This window comes from Cytobacillus sp. C11.1, assembly GCF_058145115.1.
In genome coordinates this window covers 3,548,065-3,571,566 of the sequence record NZ_CM176935.1, presented here as the reverse complement: position 1 = coordinate 3,571,566, position 23,502 = coordinate 3,548,065, and the positions used below count along the sequence as shown (strand labels likewise).

22 protein-coding genes, 2 pseudogenes and 1 riboswitch are annotated in these 23,502 nt (G+C 41.3%); of the genes and pseudogenes, 9 read left to right on the top strand and 15 right to left on the bottom strand.

All coding sequences use genetic code 11. From position 1 onward, the window contains the following. Positions 1-38: 38 nt before the first annotated feature. The 5 genes and pseudogenes from AC3ZVC_RS17725 to AC3ZVC_RS17705 form a co-directional block, all read right to left on the bottom strand. Entirely contained in the window at positions 39-395 is a 357-nt protein-coding gene (locus AC3ZVC_RS17725; RefSeq protein WP_490068955.1) for a gamma-glutamylcyclotransferase, read from the bottom strand. 156 nt (positions 396-551) lie between these two features. Further along, positions 552-842 (bottom strand): annotated as a pseudogene (locus AC3ZVC_RS17720) (gamma-glutamylcyclotransferase family protein); the annotation flags it as partial. Between the two features lie 421 nt (positions 843-1,263). Next, the gene (locus tag AC3ZVC_RS17715; protein ID WP_490068954.1) at positions 1,264-2,907 is read right to left on the bottom strand and encodes an AMP-binding protein; all 1,644 of its coding nucleotides are present in this window, start codon (positions 2,905-2,907) and stop codon (positions 1,264-1,266) included. A 433-nt stretch (positions 2,908-3,340) separates the two neighbouring features. Beyond that, on the bottom strand, positions 3,341-3,739 hold the full coding sequence (locus tag AC3ZVC_RS17710; RefSeq protein ID WP_490064526.1) for a secondary thiamine-phosphate synthase enzyme YjbQ: 399 nt from the start codon (positions 3,737-3,739) through the stop codon (positions 3,341-3,343). A gap of 13 nt (positions 3,740-3,752) precedes the next feature. Next, on the bottom strand, positions 3,753-4,526 hold the full coding sequence (locus tag AC3ZVC_RS17705; RefSeq protein WP_490068953.1) for a VOC family protein: 774 nt from the start codon (positions 4,524-4,526) through the stop codon (positions 3,753-3,755). Positions 4,527-4,761: 235 nt separating this feature from the next. Here AC3ZVC_RS17705 and sda point away from each other — a divergent pair, with 235 nt between their 5' ends. Continuing rightward, positions 4,762-4,893: a sporulation histidine kinase inhibitor Sda gene (gene sda, locus AC3ZVC_RS17700; protein WP_490064524.1), complete on the top strand. Its 132-nt coding sequence runs from the start codon at positions 4,762-4,764 to the stop codon at positions 4,891-4,893. 71 nt (positions 4,894-4,964) lie between these two features. On the opposite strand, the gene AC3ZVC_RS17695 is transcribed toward sda, so the two are convergent. From AC3ZVC_RS17695 to AC3ZVC_RS17680, 4 genes and pseudogenes are all read right to left on the bottom strand, one after another. After that, a complete protein-coding gene (locus tag AC3ZVC_RS17695; RefSeq protein WP_490064523.1) occupies positions 4,965-5,093 on the bottom strand; it encodes a hypothetical protein in 129 nt (42 codons plus the stop codon). Positions 5,094-5,209: 116 nt separating this feature from the next. Continuing rightward, positions 5,210-6,475, bottom strand: a complete 1,266-nt coding sequence (odhB, locus tag AC3ZVC_RS17690; protein ID WP_490064522.1) for a 2-oxoglutarate dehydrogenase complex dihydrolipoyllysine-residue succinyltransferase — start codon at positions 6,473-6,475, stop codon at positions 5,210-5,212. A gap of 1 nt (position 6,476) precedes the next feature. Continuing rightward, positions 6,477-9,323: pseudogene (locus tag AC3ZVC_RS17685) on the bottom strand (2-oxoglutarate dehydrogenase E1 component). A gap of 330 nt (positions 9,324-9,653) precedes the next feature. Continuing rightward, entirely contained in the window at positions 9,654-9,893 is a 240-nt protein-coding gene (locus AC3ZVC_RS17680; protein ID WP_214729283.1) for a hypothetical protein, read from the bottom strand. Between the two features lie 165 nt (positions 9,894-10,058). Between AC3ZVC_RS17680 and AC3ZVC_RS17675 the strand changes: the two genes are divergently transcribed. From AC3ZVC_RS17675 to AC3ZVC_RS17650, 6 genes are all read left to right on the top strand, one after another. Continuing rightward, on the top strand, positions 10,059-10,238 hold the full coding sequence (locus AC3ZVC_RS17675; RefSeq protein ID WP_490064521.1) for an H-type small acid-soluble spore protein: 180 nt from the start codon (positions 10,059-10,061) through the stop codon (positions 10,236-10,238). 403 nt (positions 10,239-10,641) lie between these two features. Beyond that, positions 10,642-10,756: riboswitch (SAM riboswitch) on the top strand. A gap of 74 nt (positions 10,757-10,830) precedes the next feature. Further along, complete coding sequence (locus AC3ZVC_RS17670; protein ID WP_490064520.1) at positions 10,831-11,943, top strand: methionine biosynthesis PLP-dependent protein; 1,113 nt, start codon at positions 10,831-10,833, stop codon at positions 11,941-11,943. Next, positions 11,940-13,130, top strand: coding sequence for a cystathionine beta-lyase (gene metC, locus AC3ZVC_RS17665; RefSeq protein WP_490064519.1), 1,191 nt, complete (start codon positions 11,940-11,942; stop codon positions 13,128-13,130). The genes AC3ZVC_RS17670 and metC overlap by 4 nt, the downstream gene beginning before the upstream one ends. Positions 13,131-13,136: 6 nt before the next feature. Next, positions 13,137-14,987 (top strand): bifunctional homocysteine S-methyltransferase/methylenetetrahydrofolate reductase, encoded by a 1,851-nt coding sequence (locus AC3ZVC_RS17660; protein ID WP_490064518.1) that lies wholly within the window; start codon positions 13,137-13,139, stop codon positions 14,985-14,987. Further along, positions 14,980-18,426 carry a methionine synthase gene (gene metH, locus AC3ZVC_RS17655; protein WP_490064517.1) on the top strand — a complete coding sequence of 1,149 codons (3,447 nt, stop codon included), beginning with the start codon at positions 14,980-14,982 and terminating at the stop codon, positions 18,424-18,426. Before AC3ZVC_RS17660 ends, metH begins: the two co-directional genes overlap by 8 nt. Positions 18,427-18,534: 108 nt before the next feature. Further along, entirely contained in the window at positions 18,535-19,104 is a 570-nt protein-coding gene (locus AC3ZVC_RS17650) for an HAD-IA family hydrolase (protein ID WP_490064516.1), read from the top strand. 23 nt (positions 19,105-19,127) lie between these two features. On the opposite strand, the gene AC3ZVC_RS17645 is transcribed toward AC3ZVC_RS17650, so the two are convergent. From AC3ZVC_RS17645 to AC3ZVC_RS17630, 4 genes are all read right to left on the bottom strand, one after another. Next, on the bottom strand, positions 19,128-19,568 hold the full coding sequence (locus AC3ZVC_RS17645; RefSeq protein WP_490064515.1) for a GNAT family N-acetyltransferase: 441 nt from the start codon (positions 19,566-19,568) through the stop codon (positions 19,128-19,130). 106 nt (positions 19,569-19,674) lie between these two features. Beyond that, positions 19,675-20,010 (bottom strand): YqzG/YhdC family protein, encoded by a 336-nt coding sequence (locus AC3ZVC_RS17640; RefSeq protein ID WP_490064514.1) that lies wholly within the window; start codon positions 20,008-20,010, stop codon positions 19,675-19,677. Between the two features lie 33 nt (positions 20,011-20,043). Beyond that, positions 20,044-20,178 carry a hypothetical protein gene (locus AC3ZVC_RS17635; RefSeq protein ID WP_490064513.1) on the bottom strand — a complete coding sequence of 45 codons (135 nt, stop codon included), beginning with the start codon at positions 20,176-20,178 and terminating at the stop codon, positions 20,044-20,046. Beyond that, positions 20,178-20,702, bottom strand: a complete 525-nt coding sequence (locus AC3ZVC_RS17630) for a hypothetical protein (RefSeq protein ID WP_490064512.1) — start codon at positions 20,700-20,702, stop codon at positions 20,178-20,180. The genes AC3ZVC_RS17635 and AC3ZVC_RS17630 overlap by 1 nt, the downstream gene beginning before the upstream one ends. Before the next feature lie 156 nt (positions 20,703-20,858). Between AC3ZVC_RS17630 and AC3ZVC_RS17625 the strand changes: the two genes are divergently transcribed. Further along, entirely contained in the window at positions 20,859-21,170 is a 312-nt protein-coding gene (locus AC3ZVC_RS17625; protein ID WP_490064511.1) for a hypothetical protein, read from the top strand. A gap of 31 nt (positions 21,171-21,201) precedes the next feature. On the opposite strand, the gene AC3ZVC_RS17620 is transcribed toward AC3ZVC_RS17625, so the two are convergent. Continuing rightward, a complete protein-coding gene (locus tag AC3ZVC_RS17620) occupies positions 21,202-21,774 on the bottom strand; it encodes a hypothetical protein (RefSeq protein ID WP_490064510.1) in 573 nt (190 codons plus the stop codon). A gap of 258 nt (positions 21,775-22,032) precedes the next feature. On the opposite strand from AC3ZVC_RS17620, the gene AC3ZVC_RS17615 reads away from it, so the two are divergent. Beyond that, on the top strand, positions 22,033-22,233 hold the full coding sequence (locus AC3ZVC_RS17615) for a hypothetical protein (RefSeq protein WP_490064509.1): 201 nt from the start codon (positions 22,033-22,035) through the stop codon (positions 22,231-22,233). Between the two features lie 335 nt (positions 22,234-22,568). Here AC3ZVC_RS17615 and AC3ZVC_RS17610 read toward each other — a convergent pair whose 3' ends face one another. Then, entirely contained in the window at positions 22,569-23,396 is an 828-nt protein-coding gene (locus tag AC3ZVC_RS17610; protein ID WP_490064508.1) for an aldo/keto reductase, read from the bottom strand. Positions 23,397-23,502 lie beyond the last annotated feature (106 nt).

Here is a 23,502-nt window from a genome sequence, read left to right as displayed (position 1 = left end):
AAGGATGAACATCAGCTCATCCTTTAGTCTTAGTGTTATTAAGCATCCAAGTTTATTTTTACTCCAAGTTTTACTAGCTGTTCTTCAAGCTTTTTAAAATATTCTTCACTGACTCTGCCTCTTGCCCCGCGAAGAATCTCCAGTGCATAGTGGTCAGGCGGAGGCAGTTCTCCCTTTTTATTATAAACGTGGAAAGTTAACACATTGGAGTACAAATCCTTTCCAACCTGTACATTTACAAACGCTGGCCGGTACCATTCACCATAAAACCCTTCTCGATGGAAGAGATATTCAACCGCTTCATATGGAAGCTCATAAAGAATTCCCTCGGTCACTCCTCCATCCTCCACAATATCAGCTCTACCACCATCATCACGTGAAAATAAATATTGCATGGAATAACCTTTTAGTACTCCGCCACCAACAACAGACTTGAAATGCTGATCAACACTGGCTAACCTAAATCGTTCATCGTCCATGCAAGAACCATATGCAAAGTAGCAGGTTTTTTCCGGTTTTTCTCTCATTAAGCGATAGAGCTTCCAATCTCCGTGCAAGATCGGTTCAGCCAGTAAATTATCCCTGTTTGAAACATAAACAAGTGCATTGACATCTCCAGTATCGGTATGGACAGTCTGCTCAACTCTGTCGTATAAATTGTCTTTTCTGCCAGGAATGTAATCTTCCAGTTCATCCAGATCAGAGAAATGATCCAGATGAACTTCATAGAGTTCCCCATATACCTTTTGGTCAAGCGATGCCTTCATCGAGGGATAGCCAAGTCCTGTATCATATAATTCCCCGTATACCCATGCCTGCTCAGCAATACAGGGACTCTCTTTTAAAACGAAATGGTCCGAATTTGTTTACTATACTACCATTTTCTGAAGATTCTTTCCAAAAATAAGACGGAGAAAGATTCTCCGTCCATTTAGGATTGGCACTGGCAAACGTCGAAATTTTTAATAATTGGAAGCTTGCAGACCAGTTCGTTTTTACGATTTTGAAGTAGTTGAGGATGCCTTGCTGATTCAAATTCCTTTTGTTTTAGTTTATTCAATGTTTCCATAACAAAAATTTCATCATACATTCCTATAACTCACCCTTCTTCTCATCTTTAATCTCATTCTATCCTTTCTCTTTTTGTAAAACATTGGCAGAGGGGATGAGATTCTATGAGACTTTTGGATGAGAGAAGATTTAGTTTCCAAAAAAAAGCCCTGTTGATACTCGACAGGGAGGCCAACAGGGCTTTTTAAAAATTTATTTTAATGTATTGGCTTTTTCAATTACTTCTTTTGCTTGTTCCCGCAAACGGAACTTTTGGATTTTACCTGAAGCAGTCATTGGGTAAGCATCGATAAATTCAAGATAGCGCGGAATTTTATGACGTGATATTTTACCTTTGCAATACTCACGCAGTTCTTCAGCTGTTATTTCTTCACCTTCTTTTAAAATAACCCAGGCGACTACTTCCTCTCCATAAACAGCATCGGGAACACCTACTACCTGGACATCAAGAATGGCTGGATGTGTATAAAGGAACTCTTCTATTTCGCGGGGATAAATGTTTTCTCCACCCCTGATGATCATATCTTTAAGCCTGCCTGTAATCTTGCAATATCCTTTTTCATCCATTACGGCCAGGTCTCCTGTGTGGAGCCAGCCTTCTTCATCGATGGCTTCTTTTGTGGCATCAGGATTCTTGTAATACCCTTTCATAACATGGTAGCCCCTTGTACACAGCTCACCCTGTACACCGCGGGGAACTTCCTTATTAGTACCCGGCTCCACGATTTTTACTTCTACATTAGGCAGGGCTCTGCCAACAGATTCAACCCTTATCTCGATTGGATCATCAGTACGTGTCTGGGTAATGACTGGAGAAGATTCTGTCTGGCCATAAGCGATCGTTATTTCGCTGGCGCCCATCCTTTCGATAACCCCTTTCATTACCTCAATTGGACAATTGGAGCCAGCCATTATGCCTGTGCGAAGACTGGATAAGTCATATTTGCTGAATTCCGGATCATTAAGCTCTGCGATAAACATAGTCGGAACCCCGTGCAAACCCGTACATTTTTCATCCTGTACTGTCTGAAGAACTGCTTTGGGACTGAATTCCTGAACCGGAACAATGGTGGCCCCTACAGATACACACGCCATAGTTCCAAGTACGCATCCGAAACAATGAAAGAACGGAACTGGGATACATAAGCGGTCATCTTTTGTTAGATGCATGCAATTGGCGATATTGTAGCCATTGTTCACAATATTATTATGGGTTAGCATAACCCCTTTCGGAAAACCTGTCGTTCCCGATGTGTATTGCATATTAATCGCATCATCCGGATCCAGGCTCTCCATACGCTGATTTAGTTCTTCTTCGGTGACGGATTCACCCATTTTAATCATATCATCCCAGCTGAAAGTGCCAGGGAAGCGTTTCTCGCCCATAACTACTACATTCTTTAAGTAAGGCAACCGCTTGCTCTCCAGTTGTCCCGGCTCTGAAGTCTTAAGTTCCGGAACAATACTATATAGCATCTCTATGTAAGAGGTGTCTCTGAAATTTTCCATTAAAACTATAGTTGTTGTATCAGATTGTTTTAGAAGATATTCAAGCTCAGCAGCTTGATAGTTTGTGTTAACTGTTACGAGCACAGCCCCCATTTTACCTGTTGCAAACTGGCATGTCAGCCACTCAGGCGTGTTTGTCGACCATGCAGCAATATGTTCCCCTTTTTCAAGGCCCAGCTTCATAAAACCCTTTGCTGCAAGCCGGCAATATTCATCAAACTCCCTATAAGTCATCCGCAGCCCTCTGTCTGCATAGACTACAGCTTCGTGATTGGGGTGAAGGTTGGCTTTCTCTTCGAGAAGCTTCCCTACTGTGAGATTTAACAATTCCGTCATCCAGAAATCCTCCTTAGAATTTGATCTAATCCTTATGCAGAGATTCTTCTAAGATGTCAAAATAAAACGCTTACATTGTATATTATCATATATTCCTGAATATTCAATATTTTCGTATATTAATATTCTTATAATGTTGGAAACCCTATGCTGGCATGGTTTAGCAATAAAGTATGTAGAAATACATTTGTAAAGTTGAAGGTTGTTGTTTTAAGATATATTTTCCGCGGGATAAGGGTGGTCTGTTGGAATGAATGAAGGGTTTAGCATGAGTCTGGAGGATTCCTGCGCGGCAATTGAATAACACAAGCGTGACTCATGTGTATTACATGTCCCATTCAAGCTCATGTACCTCCAGTTAAACAAATGTAAGCTCCCAAAAACAAAACTGCTCCAAACTAGAGAGCAGTCTGATAAAATCTATTTAATTTAATATTCTAATATAAAAAGTCCGAGTCCTGGGGCCATCGAATTCGCAAAAGTATATTCCCTGCCATGTCCCAAGGAGCAACTCTCCTTCAGCAATGATAACATGCTGGGAAGAGCCGACTGTACTTGCTTTCATATGTGCAGCAGTATTGCCTTCCATGTGGAGGTCTTCTTTATGCTCCCAGGGATAAACTTCTTCAAAACGTCTGATCATGTCTGTTTTTACATCCGGATCGGCATTTTCATTAATGGTAATCCCGGCAGTTGTGTGGGGGCAATAAATGACTGCTGCCCCTTCCTTTATACCGGATTCTGATATGAATTTTTGTACTTGGGACGTTACTTCATAAAACTCATCCCGCTTTGAGGTGTTAATCGTAAACTTCTTTAACAACTGCTCTTCCCCCTTATAAATAGATTGATCCAAAAAGGTTTACTTCTTTTTCAAGTGAAGGTGCAAACTGAATGGCAAAAGGCCTTTCTCCGCGAGTAGCTAAAACTTCAGCTGCCATGCCTTCTTTATGTAATGGCTGGCAAAAGACAATTTCAACAAAGCCAGCCTGAATAGAAATCCTTTTTTCATTTTGGCTGCTGGTTTTGTTTGTACCCATCATTTTAAATGGAAAAAGCTTGGTCCACTCTTTTGCAGATTTTTCACTGTCTTTAGCAGCTATGAAAATAGCTTGAACGCTAGCCTCCTCAAGCTTCTCATCAAGCATTCCAATTCGTTTCAGTTCTTGAAATCTTATATCGTCATCCATTCCCCAATCGATAAAAAACGGATAGATATGCTGTGGGTTATTTTTAATAAAAAGCATACTCCAAGAAATCGTACTGCCATCTTCACGCTTTCGGCTCCCCTGGAAAATTGGATGTGTTTCACATCCCTTATTTTCAAGTTCTCTTTGCAGCTCATGGATGTTATTCGTTCGGAAACAAATTTGTCCGACGCCTTCCCCATTCTGAAGGTCTTGAGTAAGCTGCGTGATAAGGGGGTTGTCTGACTGGTCAGCAATTTTATTATTCTCGATAGAGAGAAATTCCAAGTAAGAATGGCCGATATAGAGGAGACTATTATAAGTACCCCAGTTTTCATGGCTGCCGCCCATAACAGCATGGTATCCATGCTTCTTCCAGCCATTCACTGCTTGTGCTGGATGGGCTCCAGTAAAATGGACGATATGATCAAGCTTTAATTCGATTGGAAACTCCTCCTTTTATTGCACTCTGTTATCTAAATCATACAAATGTTGTCTAGGCCCGTCCAATATAAGGCATCCATGTTTCTTCGAGGCAAATCCTTGTAATCAGAATGAAATATAAATTTTTAAAATAACGGGTTCACAAATCTTAAGAAAACCTTTACAATAAATTAAAAAATAGAATATTCAATCCATTTACCAGGAGGTATGCAGAATGAAAATTATGAGTAATGAACAGTTGGTCGTCTCGTATCGTGATGCATTGAAGTCAGGGTCTGAAAAGGAATGGATTAGGATATTAAAAACCGAGATTCAAAAACGGGGATTGAAGCCGTTTAAAAAGTAGCGGTTCTATATTTTAACAGTTTGGCAAATACTTAATTTGAAAGTTAGAAGCGGGAGCTACTCCCGCTTTTTTTAATGTCTGCGAACACTGTCTTTTAGCTTATTAGCATGCTTGATATTTTTGTATTCTTCGTCGGTAAGTACTCCCAGTTTCTTCAGTACTGCAGAATACTGCAGTATCTTCATTTGCCTTCTCCGCATGTTGCTCACCTGCTTTTTACTAATATAATATTCACAACAAGTACAATGTTTCCTTGAGGCAAAATTATTTTCCTAAATAAAAAACAGAGCGGATTAATTCCGCTCTGCTGGGTTTATTAGGCTTCAAAAAGAAGGCTTTCCGGATCCTCAATCAGTTCTTTAACCCGTTTTAGGAATGTAACTGCTTCTTTTCCATCCACAATTCGGTGGTCATAGGATAGTGCAATATACATCATTGGACGGTTTTCCATTCGTTCTGCATCAATTGCCACAGGTCGCAATTGAATAGAATGCATTCCAAGAATACCAACCTGCGGGCCGTTCAGGATTGGTGTTGACATCATAGAGCCAAAGATTCCGCCATTTGTAATGGTGAATGTTCCTCCTTGAAGGTCTGATAATGCTAGTTTATTGTCTCTTGCTTTAGTAGCAAGATCCATTATATCTTTTTCGATTTCAGCAAAGTTTTTGCGGTCTGCGTCGCGAACAACCGGGACTACAAGTCCTTCTTTGGCTGATACAGCAATACCGATGTCATAGAATTTCTTTAGGACTATTTCATCCCCTTGAATTTCAGCATTCAGGAATGGGTTTTTCTTAAGAGCAGCAACAACCGCTTTTGTGAAGAATGACATGAAGCCAAGCTTAACATCATTTTCTTCAAAGAATTTATCTTTGCGCTTTTTACGAAGGTTCATAACATTTGTCATATCAACTTCATTGAATGTTGTCAGCATTGCAGCTGTTTGCTGTACTTCAACAAGACGGTTTGCAATGGTCTGGCGGCGGCGTGACATTTTTATTCTTTCCACCTCTTTGCCGCTTGTTTCCTGTGAAGCCGGCTTGGCTGGTGCAGCTGGTTTCGATGGCTGTGCGTGCTGCTGTTTAGTCTGTTCAGGATTATAGGATTCAACATCCTGAGCCCTTACTCTTCCAAGCGGATCAGCAGTTGGAACCTGGCTTAGGTCAATCCCTTTTTCTCTTGCCAATTTACGTGCTGCGGGAGAGGCAATCGTGCGCTGGCCGCTGCCTTTTTCTTCTGCAGCAGGCTGTTCCTGTCCTTTCAGTTGTTCAGCTTTAGGTGCTGCTTCTTCTGTTTTTTCTGCCGGCTTTTCTTCTGCCTTTTGAGGTGCAGGAGATGCCTGTCCGCTTTCGTCGACAATGGCGATTGTTTCGCCTACGTTTACGGTATCTCCTTCTTGTGCTTTAATTTCCTTTAATACACCGCTATGCTCAGAGATAATTTCTACATTTACCTTATCTGTTTCCAGTTCAACCACATAGTCACCTTTATTGACAGTGTCACCTGGCTGTTTAAGCCATTGCGCTACTGTACCTTCTGTAATTGATTCAGCCAATTCTGGAACTTTTATTTCTGCCACCTTAATTTCCTCCTTCTTGCTTGCGTGTTAATGCTTCATCTATAATGCGAGCCTGTTCTTTTTTATGAACAGTTGGATCACCTTCTGCAGGGCTTGATCTGCGTCTTCTTCCAATATACCTTACATCAATTCCGCTGCCGGCGATTTCTTTCAGCCTTGGCTCGGCAAAATTCCATGCTCCCATGTTCTTTGGTTCTTCCTGAATCCATAACATCTCTTCTACATTCGGATAGCGTTTTAAGATTTCTTTGACTTGAACCATTGGGAAAGGATAAATCTCTTCCACACGTAAAATATGGAACCAATCCTGATCTTCATAGTTTTTCAGATTTTCCGCTAAATCAATGGCAATCTTACCGGTTCCGAGTATGATCCGCTTTACCTTTTCAGGATTGCTGCCCAATCCAGGCTGTTCCAGGACGGATTTAAATTCACCTTCGCTTAATTCAAGTCCGTTAGAAGCAACTGATGGATTGCGCAATAGACTTTTAGGAGACATAATCACTAATGGCCTAACTTCCTCTTTCCCTAAGATGGCGGCTTGTCTTCTTAAGATATGGAAATACTGTGCTGATGAAGTAAGGTTAGCGACTGTCCAGTTATTTTCAGCAGCAAGAATCAGGAATCTCTCCAGACGGGCACTGGAATGTTCAGGTCCCTGGCCTTCGTATCCATGAGGAAGAAGCATGACAAGACCTGATTTTTGTCCCCATTTCGCACGGCCTGCCGCGATGAACTGATCAAACATTACCTGGGCGGCGTTAGCAAAATCACCATACTGCGCTTCCCAAAGCACGAGAGTTTCTGGCGCGAAAACATTATAGCCATATTCGAAGCCCACAACAGCCGCTTCTGATAACGGGCTATTATGAACGGCAAACGAAGCTTTGGCAGAAGAAAGCTTGTGCAGCGGTGAATAGGATTTTCCAGTCGTATGATCATGAAGTACCACGTTTCTCTGTGCAAACGTTCCTCTTTCAGAATCCTGGCCAGACAATCTGACAGGTGTTCCATCAGATAAAATAGATGCAAATGCCAATGTTTCAGCAAGTCCCCAGTCTATTTTTCCGTTACCTTCAAGCGCTTCCATTCGGCGTTTCAAAATTTTGCCAAGCTTGTCAAACACTTTGAAATCCTCTGGCCATGTTAAAAGCTCTTCATTAATCTGCTTAAGTGTCTCAATCGGAACAGCTGTTTTTATCTTAGGCAGGCCCTTCTCCACAATTTCAGGCGGATTGGATGGCTCTGGTTCCTTTTTCTCTTTGGGCACTTTTTCGTTTGCTGCTTTCATTTTCTCCAATATAGCATTTTGAATGCTTACCGCTTCTTCATTCGAAATAGTATTTTCCTTCAAAAGCTTTTCTGCATATAGTGCTTTCACAGTAGGACGCTCGCGAATGATATTATACATCAGCGGATTGGTTGTCATGGGCTCGTCCATTTCGTTATGCCCGAACCGGCGATAGCCAATTAAATCAATCAGGATGTCCTTTTGAAATTTTGCGCGGTACTCACATGCGATCCTTGCCGCCGCAACTACAGCTTCCGGTTCATCTGCATTCACATGGAGAATCGGCATTTCATAGCCCTTTGCAAGATCGCTTGCATACCGGGTTGAGCGTGAATCATGTGATTCTGTCGTAAATCCGATTGTGTATTATTTGCAATAATATGGATGGATCCGCCGGTATTATATCCTGTAAGCTGTCCAAGGTTTAGTGTTTCTGCAACAATTCCCTGGCCGGGGAATGCGGCATCACCGTGAATGATAATTCCCAATGCAGAGCTGTGATCTACTTTCGGATATCCAGGCTGAGATCGATCATCCTGGGAAGCTCTTGTGAATCCTTCTACAACGGAACCAACGAATTCCAAGTGGCTAGGGTTATTTGCTAATGTAATTCTGGCAATGGTTGTGTTCTCATCTTTGATTTGCTTATCAAGTCCAAGATGGTATTTCACATCACCTGTCCAGCCGTAGTTTATTCCAATGGATCCTTCGGAGGGAACTAGCTCTTTGTTAGGCGCATGCTGGAATTCTGCAAAAATCATTTCGTATGGCTTCCCTAGCACATGGGCAAGCACGTTTAGCCTTCCGCGGTGAGCCATTCCGATATTAATGGTTTTTGCTCCATCAGATACAGATTCAGAGACAATTTCATCCAATAATGGCACCATTGAATCAAGGCCCTCTATTGAAAATCGTTTTTGGCCGACAAAAGTTTTATGAAGGAATTTTTCAAACTCTTCTACTTCAGTAAGCCTTTTTAAAACCTTGACTTTTCTCTTCCTTTTTCATGGTGAGCTTATGGCTGTTTGCTCCTATTTTTCTGCGCAGCCAATTTTTTTCAGTTTCATCGTAAATGTGCTGAAATTCAAATGCAATAGGCCCCATGTAAGCGCTCTTAAGGAACTCAATGGCTTCTAAGCCATTTCGCAGCGGATATGTTGCATCCTTCGTAATAAGACCTGCAGGAATTTCTTTTAAGTCACTTTCAGTTAATCCATATTTGGATAGTTCAAATAGTTCATTTTCAGGTTTATGGTTTCCCAATGGATAAATATCTGCAGCCAGATGGCCATATGTGCGAATACTATCAGCAAGGCGAATCGCTGCAAGTGTCTTTTCAAGCTGCCCTGCATTTAAGGCTGCATCCACTTGGCTTGAAGGTTTCGTGTACCCTTCATCTTGTACTGGGGACCCATTTCTTTCAAAGTACTCTTTCATCTCCGGATCCACTGAATCCGCGTCTTCTAGATATCTCTCATATAATTCAATAACATAGCCAAGGTTTGGGCCATGAAATCCTTGTTCAAAAGGTCCCTCACCATTAGATGGCTTTTTCATGGAAAATTACCTCCATAACTGTTTTTAAATAAATAATTCAATACATTTTTGTCCTCTGATACCATTACCCTTTATAAAAATGAATTAACGTTTTATTTTTACGAATAATATTATTTTTCAGAGGATAAAACGTTTCCACAGCTATTCTAACACGGAAAATCTTGTTGTACAAAGATTAAAACATGAATATAGTGGAAAACTATTAAAAAATTTTCAGGTGAATTACTTATATTAATAAAATGATTTGTTAAACTATGTACATTTATTAATAAGAAATAACTGGGCAATATTTTTATCACAAAAATAAAAAAAGCCGATTTTTTATCGGCTTTAAAAAGTCTCCACTAGGTTAATATAAATTTGTTTAACCGCATTAGGGTTCTTTCTGTTTTCTTTCAGGGAAGATTCAATTACTTCTCTTGTATCAACCGGAAAATCAACGTGGCCGCAAGTGGTGCATTTTTGAAACGCTGTACCTGAAATGTTAACCTCAATTCCGTCTTCCGTTTGGAAAACCGCTGGTCCTCCGAATTCTGCAAAGCGATGGTGACAGTGGCTATGCTCTTGCATGATAACTTCCCTCCACAAGAAAAGATATTTATTTTCTTTTATTATAAATCAAATATTCTGAACTTTAAAGAAGTACAGACCTAACATTTTATGCCATAGATTCAGCCAAGTATAAATTTTAATTTTAAAGACAAATTACTATTATTTAATACAGGAGGTATCATCATGAATATTGGAAGAGCTAGAGAAATATCAGAGTCTGCTGATATGGTAGGTGTCACATATAATGGCAATCCTGTAATCATTCAGCATGTGGATGAGCAGACAAAGATGGCCCGTATTTATACGAAAGCAGATCCAGAAAATGAAATGGATGTACATGTAAACAGCTTAATTGAAGAATAAATTCAAATCTATTTCAGTTTTCGCAAACTTTGTTGCTTTATAATCAAGTAGTGAGGAGTGGTTGATTTCCGCTCCAGGATGCTCAGCGAACGCGGGGCGGGCTGTGAGCCTCCTCGGCGCACAGCGCCTGTGGGGTCTCACCTGTCCCACTCCTCCCGCAGGAGTCTCGCACCTTACGCTCCAATCAACCAACCTTATTTTTCAATGTTTCTATTTACCAAGCTATTCAAAAACAACAATCTTTTAGAAAATAGCCTTTTTTTAAAGACTTCCACCTTAGGATGGGAGTTTTTAATTTGTAAACCACCCTAAAAAAATTTAATTTTATTTCAAAATATTTTCAAAAAGTGTTGACTATTAACGGTTTACTGTAGTAAAGTGTAGAGAAAATTGAATATTAGATTTCTTATCCAGAGAGGTCGAGGGTAAGGCCCGACGACGCCTCAGCAACCATCAATCTTAAGTTGATTGAAAAGGTGCTAATTCCTGCAAGTTTTAAAAAACTTGAAAGATAAGAAGAATGGCTAATCACATTAAAAAGTCTTCTTCTTATAGAAGGCTTTTTTTTATTTCGTATAAGGAGTGTTCACATATGTATAAGCTTGATACAAAATTGGCACAAATCGGCAACAAAAGTGAGACAGCAACAGGTGCGGTAAATCCGCCAGTTTATTTTTCAACAGCATATCGCCATGAGGGGATCGGTCAGTCTACAGGTTTTGATTACAGCCGTACAGGCAATCCTACCCGCCAGCTGCTTGAAAAAGCCATCGCAGATCTGGAAGAAGGAGACCAGGGTTACGCCTGCAGTTCAGGAATGGCTGCTATTCTTACGATACTTTCGCTTTTTAAATCCGGAGATGAGTGGATTGTATCCAAGGATTTATACGGAGGTACCTATAGGCTTCTTGAACAAGGCTTCAAAAAATGGGGACTGCAGAGTAAGTATGTGAATACAAGCAATCCAGACCAGATTGAAAACCTAATCACTGAAAATACAAAGGCGATCTTCCTCGAGACGCCTACCAATCCGCTGATGGAACAAACAGATATTAAGAAAACAGCTGAGATTGCGAAACGGCATAATATTTTATTAATTGTTGATAACACCTTCTATACCCCTCTTCTTCAGCAGCCGTTAAAGCTTGGCGCTGATATTGTGATTCATAGTGCTACGAAATATTTGGGTGGGCATAATGACGTTCTTGCCGGGTTAATTATCGCAAAAGGAAAAGAATTGTGTGAATCACTGGCTATGAATCATAACGCTGCCGGCGCCGTATTAAGCCCCTTTGATTCCTGGTTATTGATTAGGGGGATGAAGACTCTTTCCCTTCGTATGGAGCGCCATGAAAAGAATGCAAAGGAATTAGTGGAGTATTTAACAGAACATGATGCGGTTACAGACGTTTTGTATCCGGGCAGAGGCGGAATGATTTCCTTCCGGGTCAAAGATGAATCTTGGGTTAACCCATTCCTGCAAAGCCTCTCTCTCATTTCTTTTGCTGAAAGCCTTGGCGGTGTTGAAAGTTTCATCACCTATCCTGCGACACAGACACATGCCGATATCCCTGAAGAAATCCGAATTGAGACGGGTGTTTGCAACAGACTTCTTCGTTTCTCTGTTGGCATTGAAAACGCTGCAGACTTAAAGGCAGATTTGGACCATGCTTTTGCTAATGTTTTAAAGGAGGTTTTACGATGAGTAAAGATCAATCATTTAGGTTCGAAACTAAATTGCTGCACAATAAACAAAAATACGATCCTGAAACTGGGGCTGTTAGTGTACCTATTCAGCATGCATCCACTTTCCATCAAAAGGATATTGATACATTCGGAAAATATGATTATAGCCGCAGCTTAAACCCTACAAGGGAAGCTTTGGAGGAAGTAATCGCCGAGCTTGAAGAAGGAACTAGAGGATTTGCCTTTTCTTCCGGCATGGCTGCGATTTCAACAGCCTTCCTTCTATTGTCACAGGGTGACCATGTTGTCATCACCGAAGATGTGTATGGCGGCACCTTCCGTATGGTAACAGAAGTATTGACACGTTTTGGGATTGAGCACACGTTCGTCGATATGACCAATCTGGAAGAAGTTAAGGCTGCGATCCGTCCAAATACAAAGGTATTTTATGTAGAGACTCCTTCCAACCCGCTATTGAAAGTGACAGATATTGAGGCTATTAGCTCTCTGGCCAAAGAACATGACGCTCTTACCTTTGTAGACAATACATTCCTTACCCCTGCCCTGCAAAAGCCGCTTGCTTTGGGTGCAGATATTGTCCTTCACAGTGCGACAAAGTTTTTATCTGGACACAGCGATGTTGTAGCCGGCCTTGCGGTTGTAAAGGATCCAGATTTGGCTGGCAGATTGGCGTTCCTGCAGAATTCCTTTGGTGCAGTCTTGGGTGTACAGGATGCCTGGCTTGTACTAAGAGGGATCAAAACCCTTCACGTTCGTCTGGAGCAATCTGTAAAATCGGCTGAGAAAATTGCTTCTTTTCTTAAAGATCATCCCTCTATTAAGAAAGTGCATTATCCGGGACTTGAGGACCATCCTGGTTATGAGCTTCAGAAAAAGCAGGCTAATTCCGCAGGTGCTGTCCTTTCCTTTGAGCTTGAAGATGAGCAGGCCTTAAGGACGTTTGTTGAAGGTGTGCAAATCCCTGTGTTCGCGGTGAGCCTGGGTGCAGTTGAATCGATCCTCTCCTACCCTGCAAAAATGTCGCATGCGGCTATGCCTCCGGCGGAAAGAGATCAGCGCGGGATTACCTCAAGCCTTCTCCGTCTTTCTGTTGGACTGGAGAATGCAGATGATATTATAGAAGATTTCAAGACAGCATTAATTGCTGCACAGCAAACAAAGCAAACAATTTTACAGCAGGGGTGATCATCTTTGAGTTTCCTGGATAAGTTGAAAAATGAAATTATCATAGCTGATGGTGCAATGGGAACTTTGCTATACTCCTATGGGACAGACAGCTGTTTTGAAGAATTGAATCTATCACAGTCTGAACAAATCCAGCACATTCATGAAGCATATATCAATGCCGGTGCCGGTTTGATCCAGACGAACACTTACGCAGCAAATTATCTGAAGCTGCAAAGGTATGGACTTGAAGACTCTGTTAAAGAAATCAATAGTGCGGCAGCACGGATTGCTAAGAAAGCATCCAAGGGCAAAGCTTATGTGGCTGGGACGATCGGAGGAAATAGAGGCATAAAGCCTAATATGGTTTCGCTTGAAGAAATCAAAAGAAGCTTTCGCGAACAGCTATATTGCCTCCTGCTTGAGGGTGTCGATAATATTTTGCTAGAAACCTATTATGACCTTGAAGAACTTGAAACGGTGCTGGCCATTGCAAGAAAAGAAACCGATTTGCCGATTATCGCTCAGGTGTCCCTCCATGAAGCAGGAGTCCTCCAGGATCAGACACCAATCCCTGAAGCATTTTCAAGGCTTGAAGGCCTAGGAGCGGATGTTGTGGGAATAAATTGCAGACTTGGTCCTCATCATATGCTTAAAACGCTGGAAAGTGTGCCTCTGCCTAAACATGCATTCCTTTCTGCTTACCCTAATGCCAGTATTCCGGCTTATACAGACGGCAAATTTCATTATGAAGGAGATGCCGAGTATTTCCGCCAGTCAGCAAGAGACTTCCGCAATCAGGGCGTACGGCTTCTTGGCGGCTGCTGCGGTACTACTCCTGCGCATGTCAAAGCTTTTGCGGATGAATTGAAAGGATTAGCACCGCTTGAGGAAAAAGAGGTAAAGGCGAAAAAAGAAATAATCGTATCTGAAAAGCCTTCGCCATCAAGAGACCTCCCTCCTCTTCAGGAAATTGTGAAGGAAAGGCCTTCTGTCATTGTTGAGCTTGATCCTCCACGGAAGCTGGATACCACACGTTTTTTTGAAGGAGCGAAAGCTTTAAAGGAAGCTGGCATCGACTCGATCACTCTGGCAGATAACTCTCTTGCTTCCCCAAGGGTATGCAATTCTGCTTTGGGATACATGGTCAAGCAGCAAACAGGCTTACGCCCCCTTGTTCATGTTACCTGCAGGGACAGGAATATCATTGGATTGCAATCTCACTTAATGGGTCTGCACGCACTTGGATTAAATGATATATTGGCAGTAACTGGAGACCCGGCCCGTGTCGGCGATTTCCCTGGTGCATCCTCTGTATATGATGTATCTTCATTCGAATTGATCAGTATGATTAAACAGCTGAATGAAGGCTTATCGGTTTCCGGAAAAGACTTGGGCCAGAAAGCTGCTTTTTCTGTAGCCGGCGCTTTTAATCCCAATGTCCGTTCACTGGAAAAAGCGGTTGGGCGACTGGAAAAGAAAATAGACCATGGCGCAGATTATTTCATTTCACAGCCAGTTTTTTCAGAAGAAAAATTGCTGGAGGTCCATGAAGCAGTCAAGGATTTAAAAGCACCTGTTTATATTGGGCTTATGCCATTGACGGGCAGCAGAAACGCAGAATTCCTTCATAATGAAGTGCCGGGAATAAAGATTGCCGATAGCATCAGAGACCGGATGGCTGCCTTAAAGGACGATCCCATACAAGCGGGCCAGGAAGGCATTGCAATTGCAAAGTCGCTGATTGATGCCGCAGCGGAGTTATTCAACGGAATTTATCTGATCACCCCGTTCATGCGTTATGAAATGACTGTTGAACTTTCAAACTACGCACGGGAAAAGACAGAAGGGCTTTCAAGGAGGAAACAGCATGCATAAACCAACATTACAGGAACAGCTTAAGAAGAAAATTTTAATCATGGATGGAGCAATGGGCACCATGCTTCAGAGAGCGAATCTAACAGCGGATGACTTTGGCGGCGAGGAATATGAAGGCTGCAATGAATACTTAAACGTGACCGCTCCTGCTGTGATAGAACATATCCACCTTGAATATTTGAAAGCCGGCGCTGATATTATTGAAACTAATACATTTGGCGCGACCAGTCTCGTTCTAGCAGACTACGATCTTGAAAACATGGCTTATGAGCTAAATAAAAAGGCGACGGAAATTGCCCGTAAAACAGCTGACAGCATCTCTACTTCTGATTGGCCAAGGTATGTGGCAGGAGCAATGGGACCTACGACCAAAACCTTAAGCGTGACTGGCGGTGCAACATTTGATGGTATGGCAGCAGCTTACGAAGAACAAGCGCTGGGTTTAATTGACGGCGGCGCTGACCTTCTTCTTTTGGAAACGAGCCAGGATATGCTGAATGTGAAAGCTGGCTTTATCGGTATTGAAAAAGCGTTTAAAAAGTCAGGAAAGAAACTTCCTCTAATTGTTTCAGGAACAATTGAACCGATGGGCACTACCCTTGCTGGCCAATCGATTGAAGCTTTTTATATTTCGCTTGAGCACATGAATCCCCTTGCGGTTGGGCTTAACTGTGCGACAGGTCCGGAATTCATGCAGGACCATATCCGTTCCCTCTCCGGACTGGCAACCACTGCAGTTAGCTGCTATCCGAATGCGGGTTTGCCTGATGAGGAAGGCCAATATCATGAAACACCGGAATCATTGGCGAGCAAGCTTGCCGGTTTTGCCAGGGAAGGCTGGCTGAATATTGTCGGGGGCTGCTGCGGAACAACACCTGAACACATTCAGGCGATAGCCGAATCCGTAAAGGAATATAACCCACGAATATTTGAAGAAAATTCAATTCACAAAGTATCGGGCATTGAGCCGCTTATCTATGATGACCCAACTTTAAGGCCGATTATGGTTGGAGAGCGTACAAATGTTATTGGTTCCCGTAAGTTTAAAAGGCTGATTGCTGAAGGGAAATTTGAAGAAGCAGCTGAGATAGCCCGTGCCCAGGTGAAAGGCGGAGCTCATGTCATTGATATTTGCCTTGCCGATCCTGACCGGGAAGAAATGCAGGATGTGGAGAACTTTATGAAGGAATTGGTTAAGAAAATAAAGGCTCCGCTCGTAATTGATTCGACAGATGAAAAGGTGATCGAGAAAGCCCTCACCTATTCCCAGGGGAAAGCAATCATTAATTCCATTAATCTGGAAGATGGCGAAGAAAGGTTTGAGGCTATCGTTCCACTCATACACCGCTATGGAGCTGCCGTTGTTGTCGGTACGATTGATGAAGAAGGCATGGGCGTTACAGCTGAAAGAAAACTTGAAATCGCTAAACGCTCTTATGATCTTCTTGTGAATAAATACAATATCCCGCCTGAGGATCTTATTTTTGACCCGCTGGTCTTCCCTGTCGGTACTGGCGATGAACAATATATCGGTTCGGCTAAGGCGACTGTTGATGGAATAAGACTGATCAAAGAAGAACTTCCGGAAGTTCAGACCATATTGGGAATCAGTAATGTATCCTTTGGCCTCCCTCCTGTCGGCCGGGAAATTCTAAATTCCGTATTTTTATATCACTGTACACAAGCCGGCCTGGATTACGCCATCGTGAATACGGAGAAGCTTGAAAGGTTTGCCTCCATTTCTAAGGAAGAAGTTGCAATGGCAGAAAAGCTGCTATTTGAAACAACGGATGAATCTCTTGCAGTTTTCACTGATTTTTATCGTGATAAGAAGAAAGAAAGCAAAAGTGTCCTGCCTGATATGACACTGGAGGAGCGCCTTGCCTATTATATTTTAGAAGGCACAAAAGAAGGGTTGATTCCGGACCTTGCTTTGGCACTAGAACAATATCCTGCCCCTCTTGATATCATCAATGGCCCTTTAATGAACGGAATGAAAGAAGTTGGAAGACTATTTAACGATAATCAGCTTATTGTAGCAGAGGTTCTGCAAAGTGCTGAGGTTATGAAGGCATCTGTTGCTTACCTTGAACCATATATGGAAAAGGACGCTGCCCAATCATCTTCCAAAGGGAAAATTGTACTGGCTACTGTTAAAGGCGATGTGCATGATATAGGCAAAAACCTGGTTGATATTATTTTAAGCAATAATGGATATGAGGTAATTGATTTAGGGATTAAAGTCTCCCCTGCCGAGCTAATTGAAACAATTAAAAGAGAAAAGCCTGATATGGTTGGCTTATCTGGCCTGCTTGTTAAGTCAGCACAGCAGATGGTCATTACAGCACATGATATGAAACAGGCTGGCATTGATGTTCCTATTTTAGTAGGAGGTGCGGCTCTTTCAAGGAAATTTACTGACACTAAAATTTCCAAGGAATATGAAGGGCTTGTTTTATATGCCAAAGATGCCATGAACGGCCTTTCATTAGCTAACCAGCTGCAGGAACCGGAAGAAGCTGAAAAACTGAAGGTCCAGCAGGCTGAAAAACAGGCTGCTGCACTAAATGCAGTACCTTTTGACCGAGGATCCGTTGCTGTGGCAGTAAAGCCGAAGCCTACGGTAAGTACAAAAGCGCCTGTGTTTGTTCCTAAAGATCTGAAACGCCATTTGTTAAAGACGTATTCCCTTTCGCATATTGAACCGTATATTAATAAACAAATGCTGATTGGCCATCATCTTGGGTTAAAAGGAAACCTTCAAAAGCTTCTTGCTGAAGGTGATGAAAAGGCCATCAAAGTGAACGCAATGGTTGATGAACTGATTGCTGAATCAAAGCAGAAAAACTGGATTGACCCTAAGGCCGTTTATCAATTCTTCCCTGCCCAATCGGATGGCGATAAGGTTTATATCTATGCTGAGGATCAGACTACTATCATAGAAACATTTGAGTTCCCGCGCCAGGAAACGGAGCCGTTTTTATGTCTGGCAGACTTTTTAAAGTCTAAAGAAAGCGGACAAATGGATTATGTGGCATTCTTTACTGTTACTGCCGGCAGAGGTATTCGGGAAGTAGCTGACCGATTAAAAGAGGAAGGCAGATTCCTGGAAAGCCACGCTTTGCAGTCACTTGCCCTTGAATCAGCAGAAGGATTTGCCGAGCTTATTCATCGTCAAATCCGGGATCGCTGGGGTTTCCCGGATCCAGTCGAAATGACGATGAAAGACCGTTTCGCAGCCAAATACCAGGGACAGCGCTTTTCATACGGATATCCCGCCTGCCCTGATCTTGAAGATCAGAAAAAGCTATTCAAGCTTATTCAGCCAGAAGACATTGGCGTCCATCTAACGGAAGGATGCATGATGGAGCCAGAAGCATCCGTCTCTGCGATGGTATTTGCCCATCCGGAAGCCAGATATTTCAATGTATTAAGATAAGCAAAAAACCCGGCAAAGCTGCCGGGTTTTTGCTTATCTGGCATGCTTGCCATGCTGCTTTTAAAACCTTTACAATACATATATACATGTTTGGAAGGAGAAATCGTGATGAATGTTTTATGGGATTTGGATGGCACCATTTTGGATGCATGGCCTACTTTGGTTCAATCTTTTATTCAAATATCCGGCAAAGATCTTAATCCTGATGAGGTCCTCCCACTGCTCAAAAACGGAACTGCATTTGCCAAGTATGGAGTGCCCTCTGAAAAAATAACTGATTTTCGCAAAACGGAAAGAACTTTTGCGCATGCTGAAAAACCCTTATTTCCATATGTAAGAGATATTTTGGAGCAAAACAACATTAATGTCCTCGTAACACATCGCAATCGGCAATCCACTAAGGAGTTATTGGACTATTGGAATCTGGGGCCATATTTTGAGGAAATCATCTGTCCTGAATTTGATGGTTTCTCGCTCAAGCCACACCCGGAATCTTATGAATACCTGCATGACCGTTATAATATTAACCTGGCAATCGGAGACCAGGATACAGATTTAATACCAGCCCGGAAGATTGGCATTACTACCTGTGCTTTCCGAAACCCCAACCCTTATGCAGACTATACGATCGATTGTTACTCCAAATTCGAAACGATCGCTTGTAAAGACCGTGGCTAAAATGGAACTGGCCGCGGTTTTTCTTATTTTTTTACATAGCTAGCCAGCCTTTCACCCCAAGGAGCAATTCCTTTGTCTATAAAGCCGGTGCTCTTATATAACTGATCTGCAGCTATATTGTCCTGATGATAGCCAACATATATTTCCTGGCAGCCAGGGTTGTTGCTGATCATTGCTGCAGCTTGGATAATGGCCTGTTTTCCATAGCCTTTCCTTTGATATTTCTCATCGATCATAAAACGATAAATCCAGTAATTTCCGTCGTCAGGATCTAGTCCAAACATAATAAATCCAATCATAACATCATCGAAATAAATCCCCATTGCTTTGAATTCGGGCAAGAACTGCACTTCAGCAATGGAATATAAGTTTGACGCCATAAAGCCTTTTTGATAATCCGCTACCTGAAGTCCTATACACTCCTCCCAATTCTGATAAGTAATTTCTTTAAACCTGATTTCCAAATAACACGCCCCCAATTTAACATCATTTTCCTTCTATTATAATCGAGTGTCGCTCAAACTGCCTGAATTTTTCAATAAAAAAAACTGATGCATGAATTTGCACCAGTTAATTGGAGGATTTTCGAGTATTAATTTGAATCACTCTGTCTGTTTTCGGGTCAAATTCAATATCTATATATACCCCGAATTCTTTTCCGCCATCTTCAACCCAAAGCTTGAATTTTTCGATATCAGATTTTTCTTTCTTTTCCCTGCCAATATGCAAGTAATCAAGTATTTTAGCGGACGGATATTTTTCTTTCGCTGTTTTCATGGCTAATCTTCCCCATTTGGCATATGCCGGTTCTGGCCTTTCCGCAATTGCCTGTTCGGTAAACGCCGGTATGCTATAAGAAGATGTTAAAAAAGCCATGGCCGCAAAGCTGATCATTATTTTTTTCAAATAAAAACCCTCATTTCAGAAAGACTGCTTATATTAGTATTTGTTTTCTGTCTCTTCTCTCATTCGTTCTTCTTCTTCATCGACACAAATAAAGGCAATTTGCTGTTCCATCAGATGATGAAGAATATCCTTCTCATCTGCACAAGCAAGGTCTTTTCTTTTTTCCACTATGCTTTCTCCTCTCTTTGGTTAAGAATGGGTTCTTTTTCCCCAGGGCTCCTATATTTAAAAAGCTTGTATAATATCCTTTTATCCACAAAAACAACATGAAAAACATACATCAAGATAGACTTCATCATAAATAAAATGAACAGATGGAGCTGTGTGAAACGGACAAGCTTCCATATACCGAGCTTTTTGAACCAATTATAAAAAGGGTAAGAGAAAAAAGCATCAACAATGGCATTCAACAACAAGTATAGTAAAGGTTTTCCATATGATAATTTCAGAATCCATATGGAACCGGCAAAGAACGGCCCCAGTATCATAGGCATTTCACCGCTTAATTTCGGGTGGAATCTTTCTTTGATCGTCCACCATTTATTCTTTTCAGCTATGGCTCCCTCACCTAATATATATATACCCATAAAGATGGCTGCAGGATAAAACCTTTTAAAATCTCTTTTGCCTATGAAAGGAACAGTCATCCAGGAAAGGAGAACTATCAGGACCAAAATAAGCTTCTTCTTCATCTTACCCCACCTTTTTTAAAAGGTTTTGCCTTTCTGGAAGGAATTATTCATCGTAAAATAGGGGTTAATGCTGAAATTTAATTTTGTTTTAAAAAAAGTGTTTTGAAAGTTCCAATATGTGTAATAGATTAACAAGCGTACAAGGAGCTGATCAGCATGTTGACTATCTATAAATGTAAGAATTTTAATAAAACAGGAAAAATTCTGCTGCCCAGCAAGTGGCGGAACCAATTTGGCCTCCTGCCAGGCAGGCTGGCTGATCTCCGCTTCGGCCAAAATCACATTGTTATTAAAAAGGCCAATTTAAATTCTACTCATAATAAAAGGCTCATTTCTGAAAATGGCTCCATCCATATTCCAAAAGAATTGCAATCACTGCTGGATATATCTGAAGAAGAGGAGTATTGCTTATTCATTGATGAAGAAAATCAGTGCTTTGTGGTAAGGCTCATATCTTTAGAAAACTAAAGAGCTGCAGCGATATCCGGCTGCAGCTTTTTTAACATATATATTTTCCTGTCAGTTTTGATAGTGCTTTGCAAAATTTTTCCCAATCGTTTGGAAAGGACTGTATGCCGGTGCTCTCAAAAATATTTCCCTTCGTAATCAGCTTAACGGACCACGTTATTCCATCCAGTATAATGCCAGGATGATTATATTCAGGCTGCCATTTCCAGATTTTCAGCCGATATAATTCCTTCTTAAAATTCTCTATGCTGCCTGATGCTTTGGGCAATTCATTCCTCGGTGAAAAAGAACTTAAGTGCCATTCAAAGTAAATAAATCGCTCATTGATAAAATCCACTTCAATTTTATACCACGGACCCGGATAGCCGCCGAGGTTGACACTTAACAGTACCGGATCTTTATCGGGATCTATGGTCACAATATTGTTTTTTATGTTGAAAAGCTCTCTTTTCCTGCTTATTACCGATTTAACATGGGATAGTTCAATGGGTTTACCATTTGTATTTTGAAAACGGCTCAGCCTGTTCATTTCATCTAGCAATGAAGGTATTGATAAGGGGCCTTTCTTCTCTAAAATATCCAGAATGTTTTCAAAAATACTCATAGTCTCTTTCCTCCATTAACACTAAGCTGCCAACTGTAAGACTTATTTTTGGTTCTACAATAAAGATAGTAAAAAATGCCTTTTCGGTCAGTAACAATTAACACACTTACGTCATTTAATTTTGCTTTAATAGGTAATAACTTGTCTTCTTCCCTAATTACCTTTTTTCTTAATCCGCAAACCTTTTTTGGCCTTTATATTCCAAATCATGCATATTTTCCTCTTTCTTTTTGCATCCTATGGATTGGGAGGTGCAGGATGGATCCATTAAAACCAGGAAGTAAAAAAATGCCGGATTTTGAAGAACTGGATGATCGAATGATTGCTCAGCATACCAATGAACCCATGCTTGTTATTAAAACCAACCTTGATCCAAAGAATTCGACTGAAGACAATCCTTATTACAAAAATAAAGAAGAAACTGATACAGAGGAATTTCGGGATTATTTTGAGGAGTAATAAATTTTCTGCGGAATTCACTTGCTTTATTTAAAAAAACAAACCGGCTGAACACGGGATGCCGGTTTGTTTTTTATTAGGCTGTTTTCTAAAAGACTGATTGTTATTTTTAAATAATTTGTGAATAAACACATTGATAATTAAGGTTGGTTGATTGGAGCGTAAGGTGCGAGACTCCAGCGGGAGAAGTGGGACAGGTGAGACCCCACAGGCGCTGCGCGCCAAGGAGGCTCACCGCCCGCCCCTTGGTTCGCTGAGCATCCTGGAGCGGAAATCAACCTCTCCTCACTACTACTTGTTTAAAGAGCAACAAAGTATGCGAAAACAGCCTTTTATTAAAAATTAAAATTGTCAGGATCTGGACCTACCCTGCGATTTTGGTTCAAGCTGTTAATTTTGTCCATATCTTCTGATGTCAGCTCAAAGTCAAAAATATCGGCATTCTCAATAATTCGGTGTTCTTTTACAGATTTAGGGATTGTGACGATTTCATTTTGCAGATCCCATCTTAAAATAACTTGTGCAGCAGATTTGCTGTATTTTTCAGCTATTTCTTTTAAGGCAGCATTTTCAAGCAATTCACCCTGTGCGAGAGGCGACCAAGCTTCTATTTGGATTTCCTGTTTTCTGCAGAATTCCCTTAGGTCCGATTGGTTTAACAATGGATGAAGTTCCACTTGGTTAACCATCGGCTTTATTTCTGCATCCTGTAAAAGGTCTTCAAGATGATGAATATGGAAGTTGCTTACTCCAATTGCTTTTACCTTTTTCTCTTTATAAAGAGTTTCAAGTGCTTTCCATGTTTCTTTATATTTTCCCTTAACTGGCCAATGAATGAGGTAAAGGTCGATATAATCAAGGCCGAGTTTTTTAAGGCTGGTTTCAAATGCCTGTATGGCAGACTCATAACCTTGGTCTGAATTCCAAACTTTTGTTGTAATGAAAAGTTCTTCACGTGGCACGCCAGCTCCCTTAATTGCTTGGCCTACCCCTTCTTCATTTTGATACACAGCTGCAGTATCAATGCTTTTGTAGCCTGCTTTTAATGCGGCTTTAACAGATTGGACCACTTCATCGCCGTCCTGGACTTTAAAAACGCCAAGTCCAAACCATGGCATTTTTACACCGTTATGTAAGGTTGTTGCTGATTGTAAATTTTCCATTCTTTCACCTCATATTTTTTCTATTATTTACTGGATAATTTTCTCACATTCTTTTCGTATATCAAAATTATCTGCTTTAAGGATTATTAGGATCTGTTAAATTAAA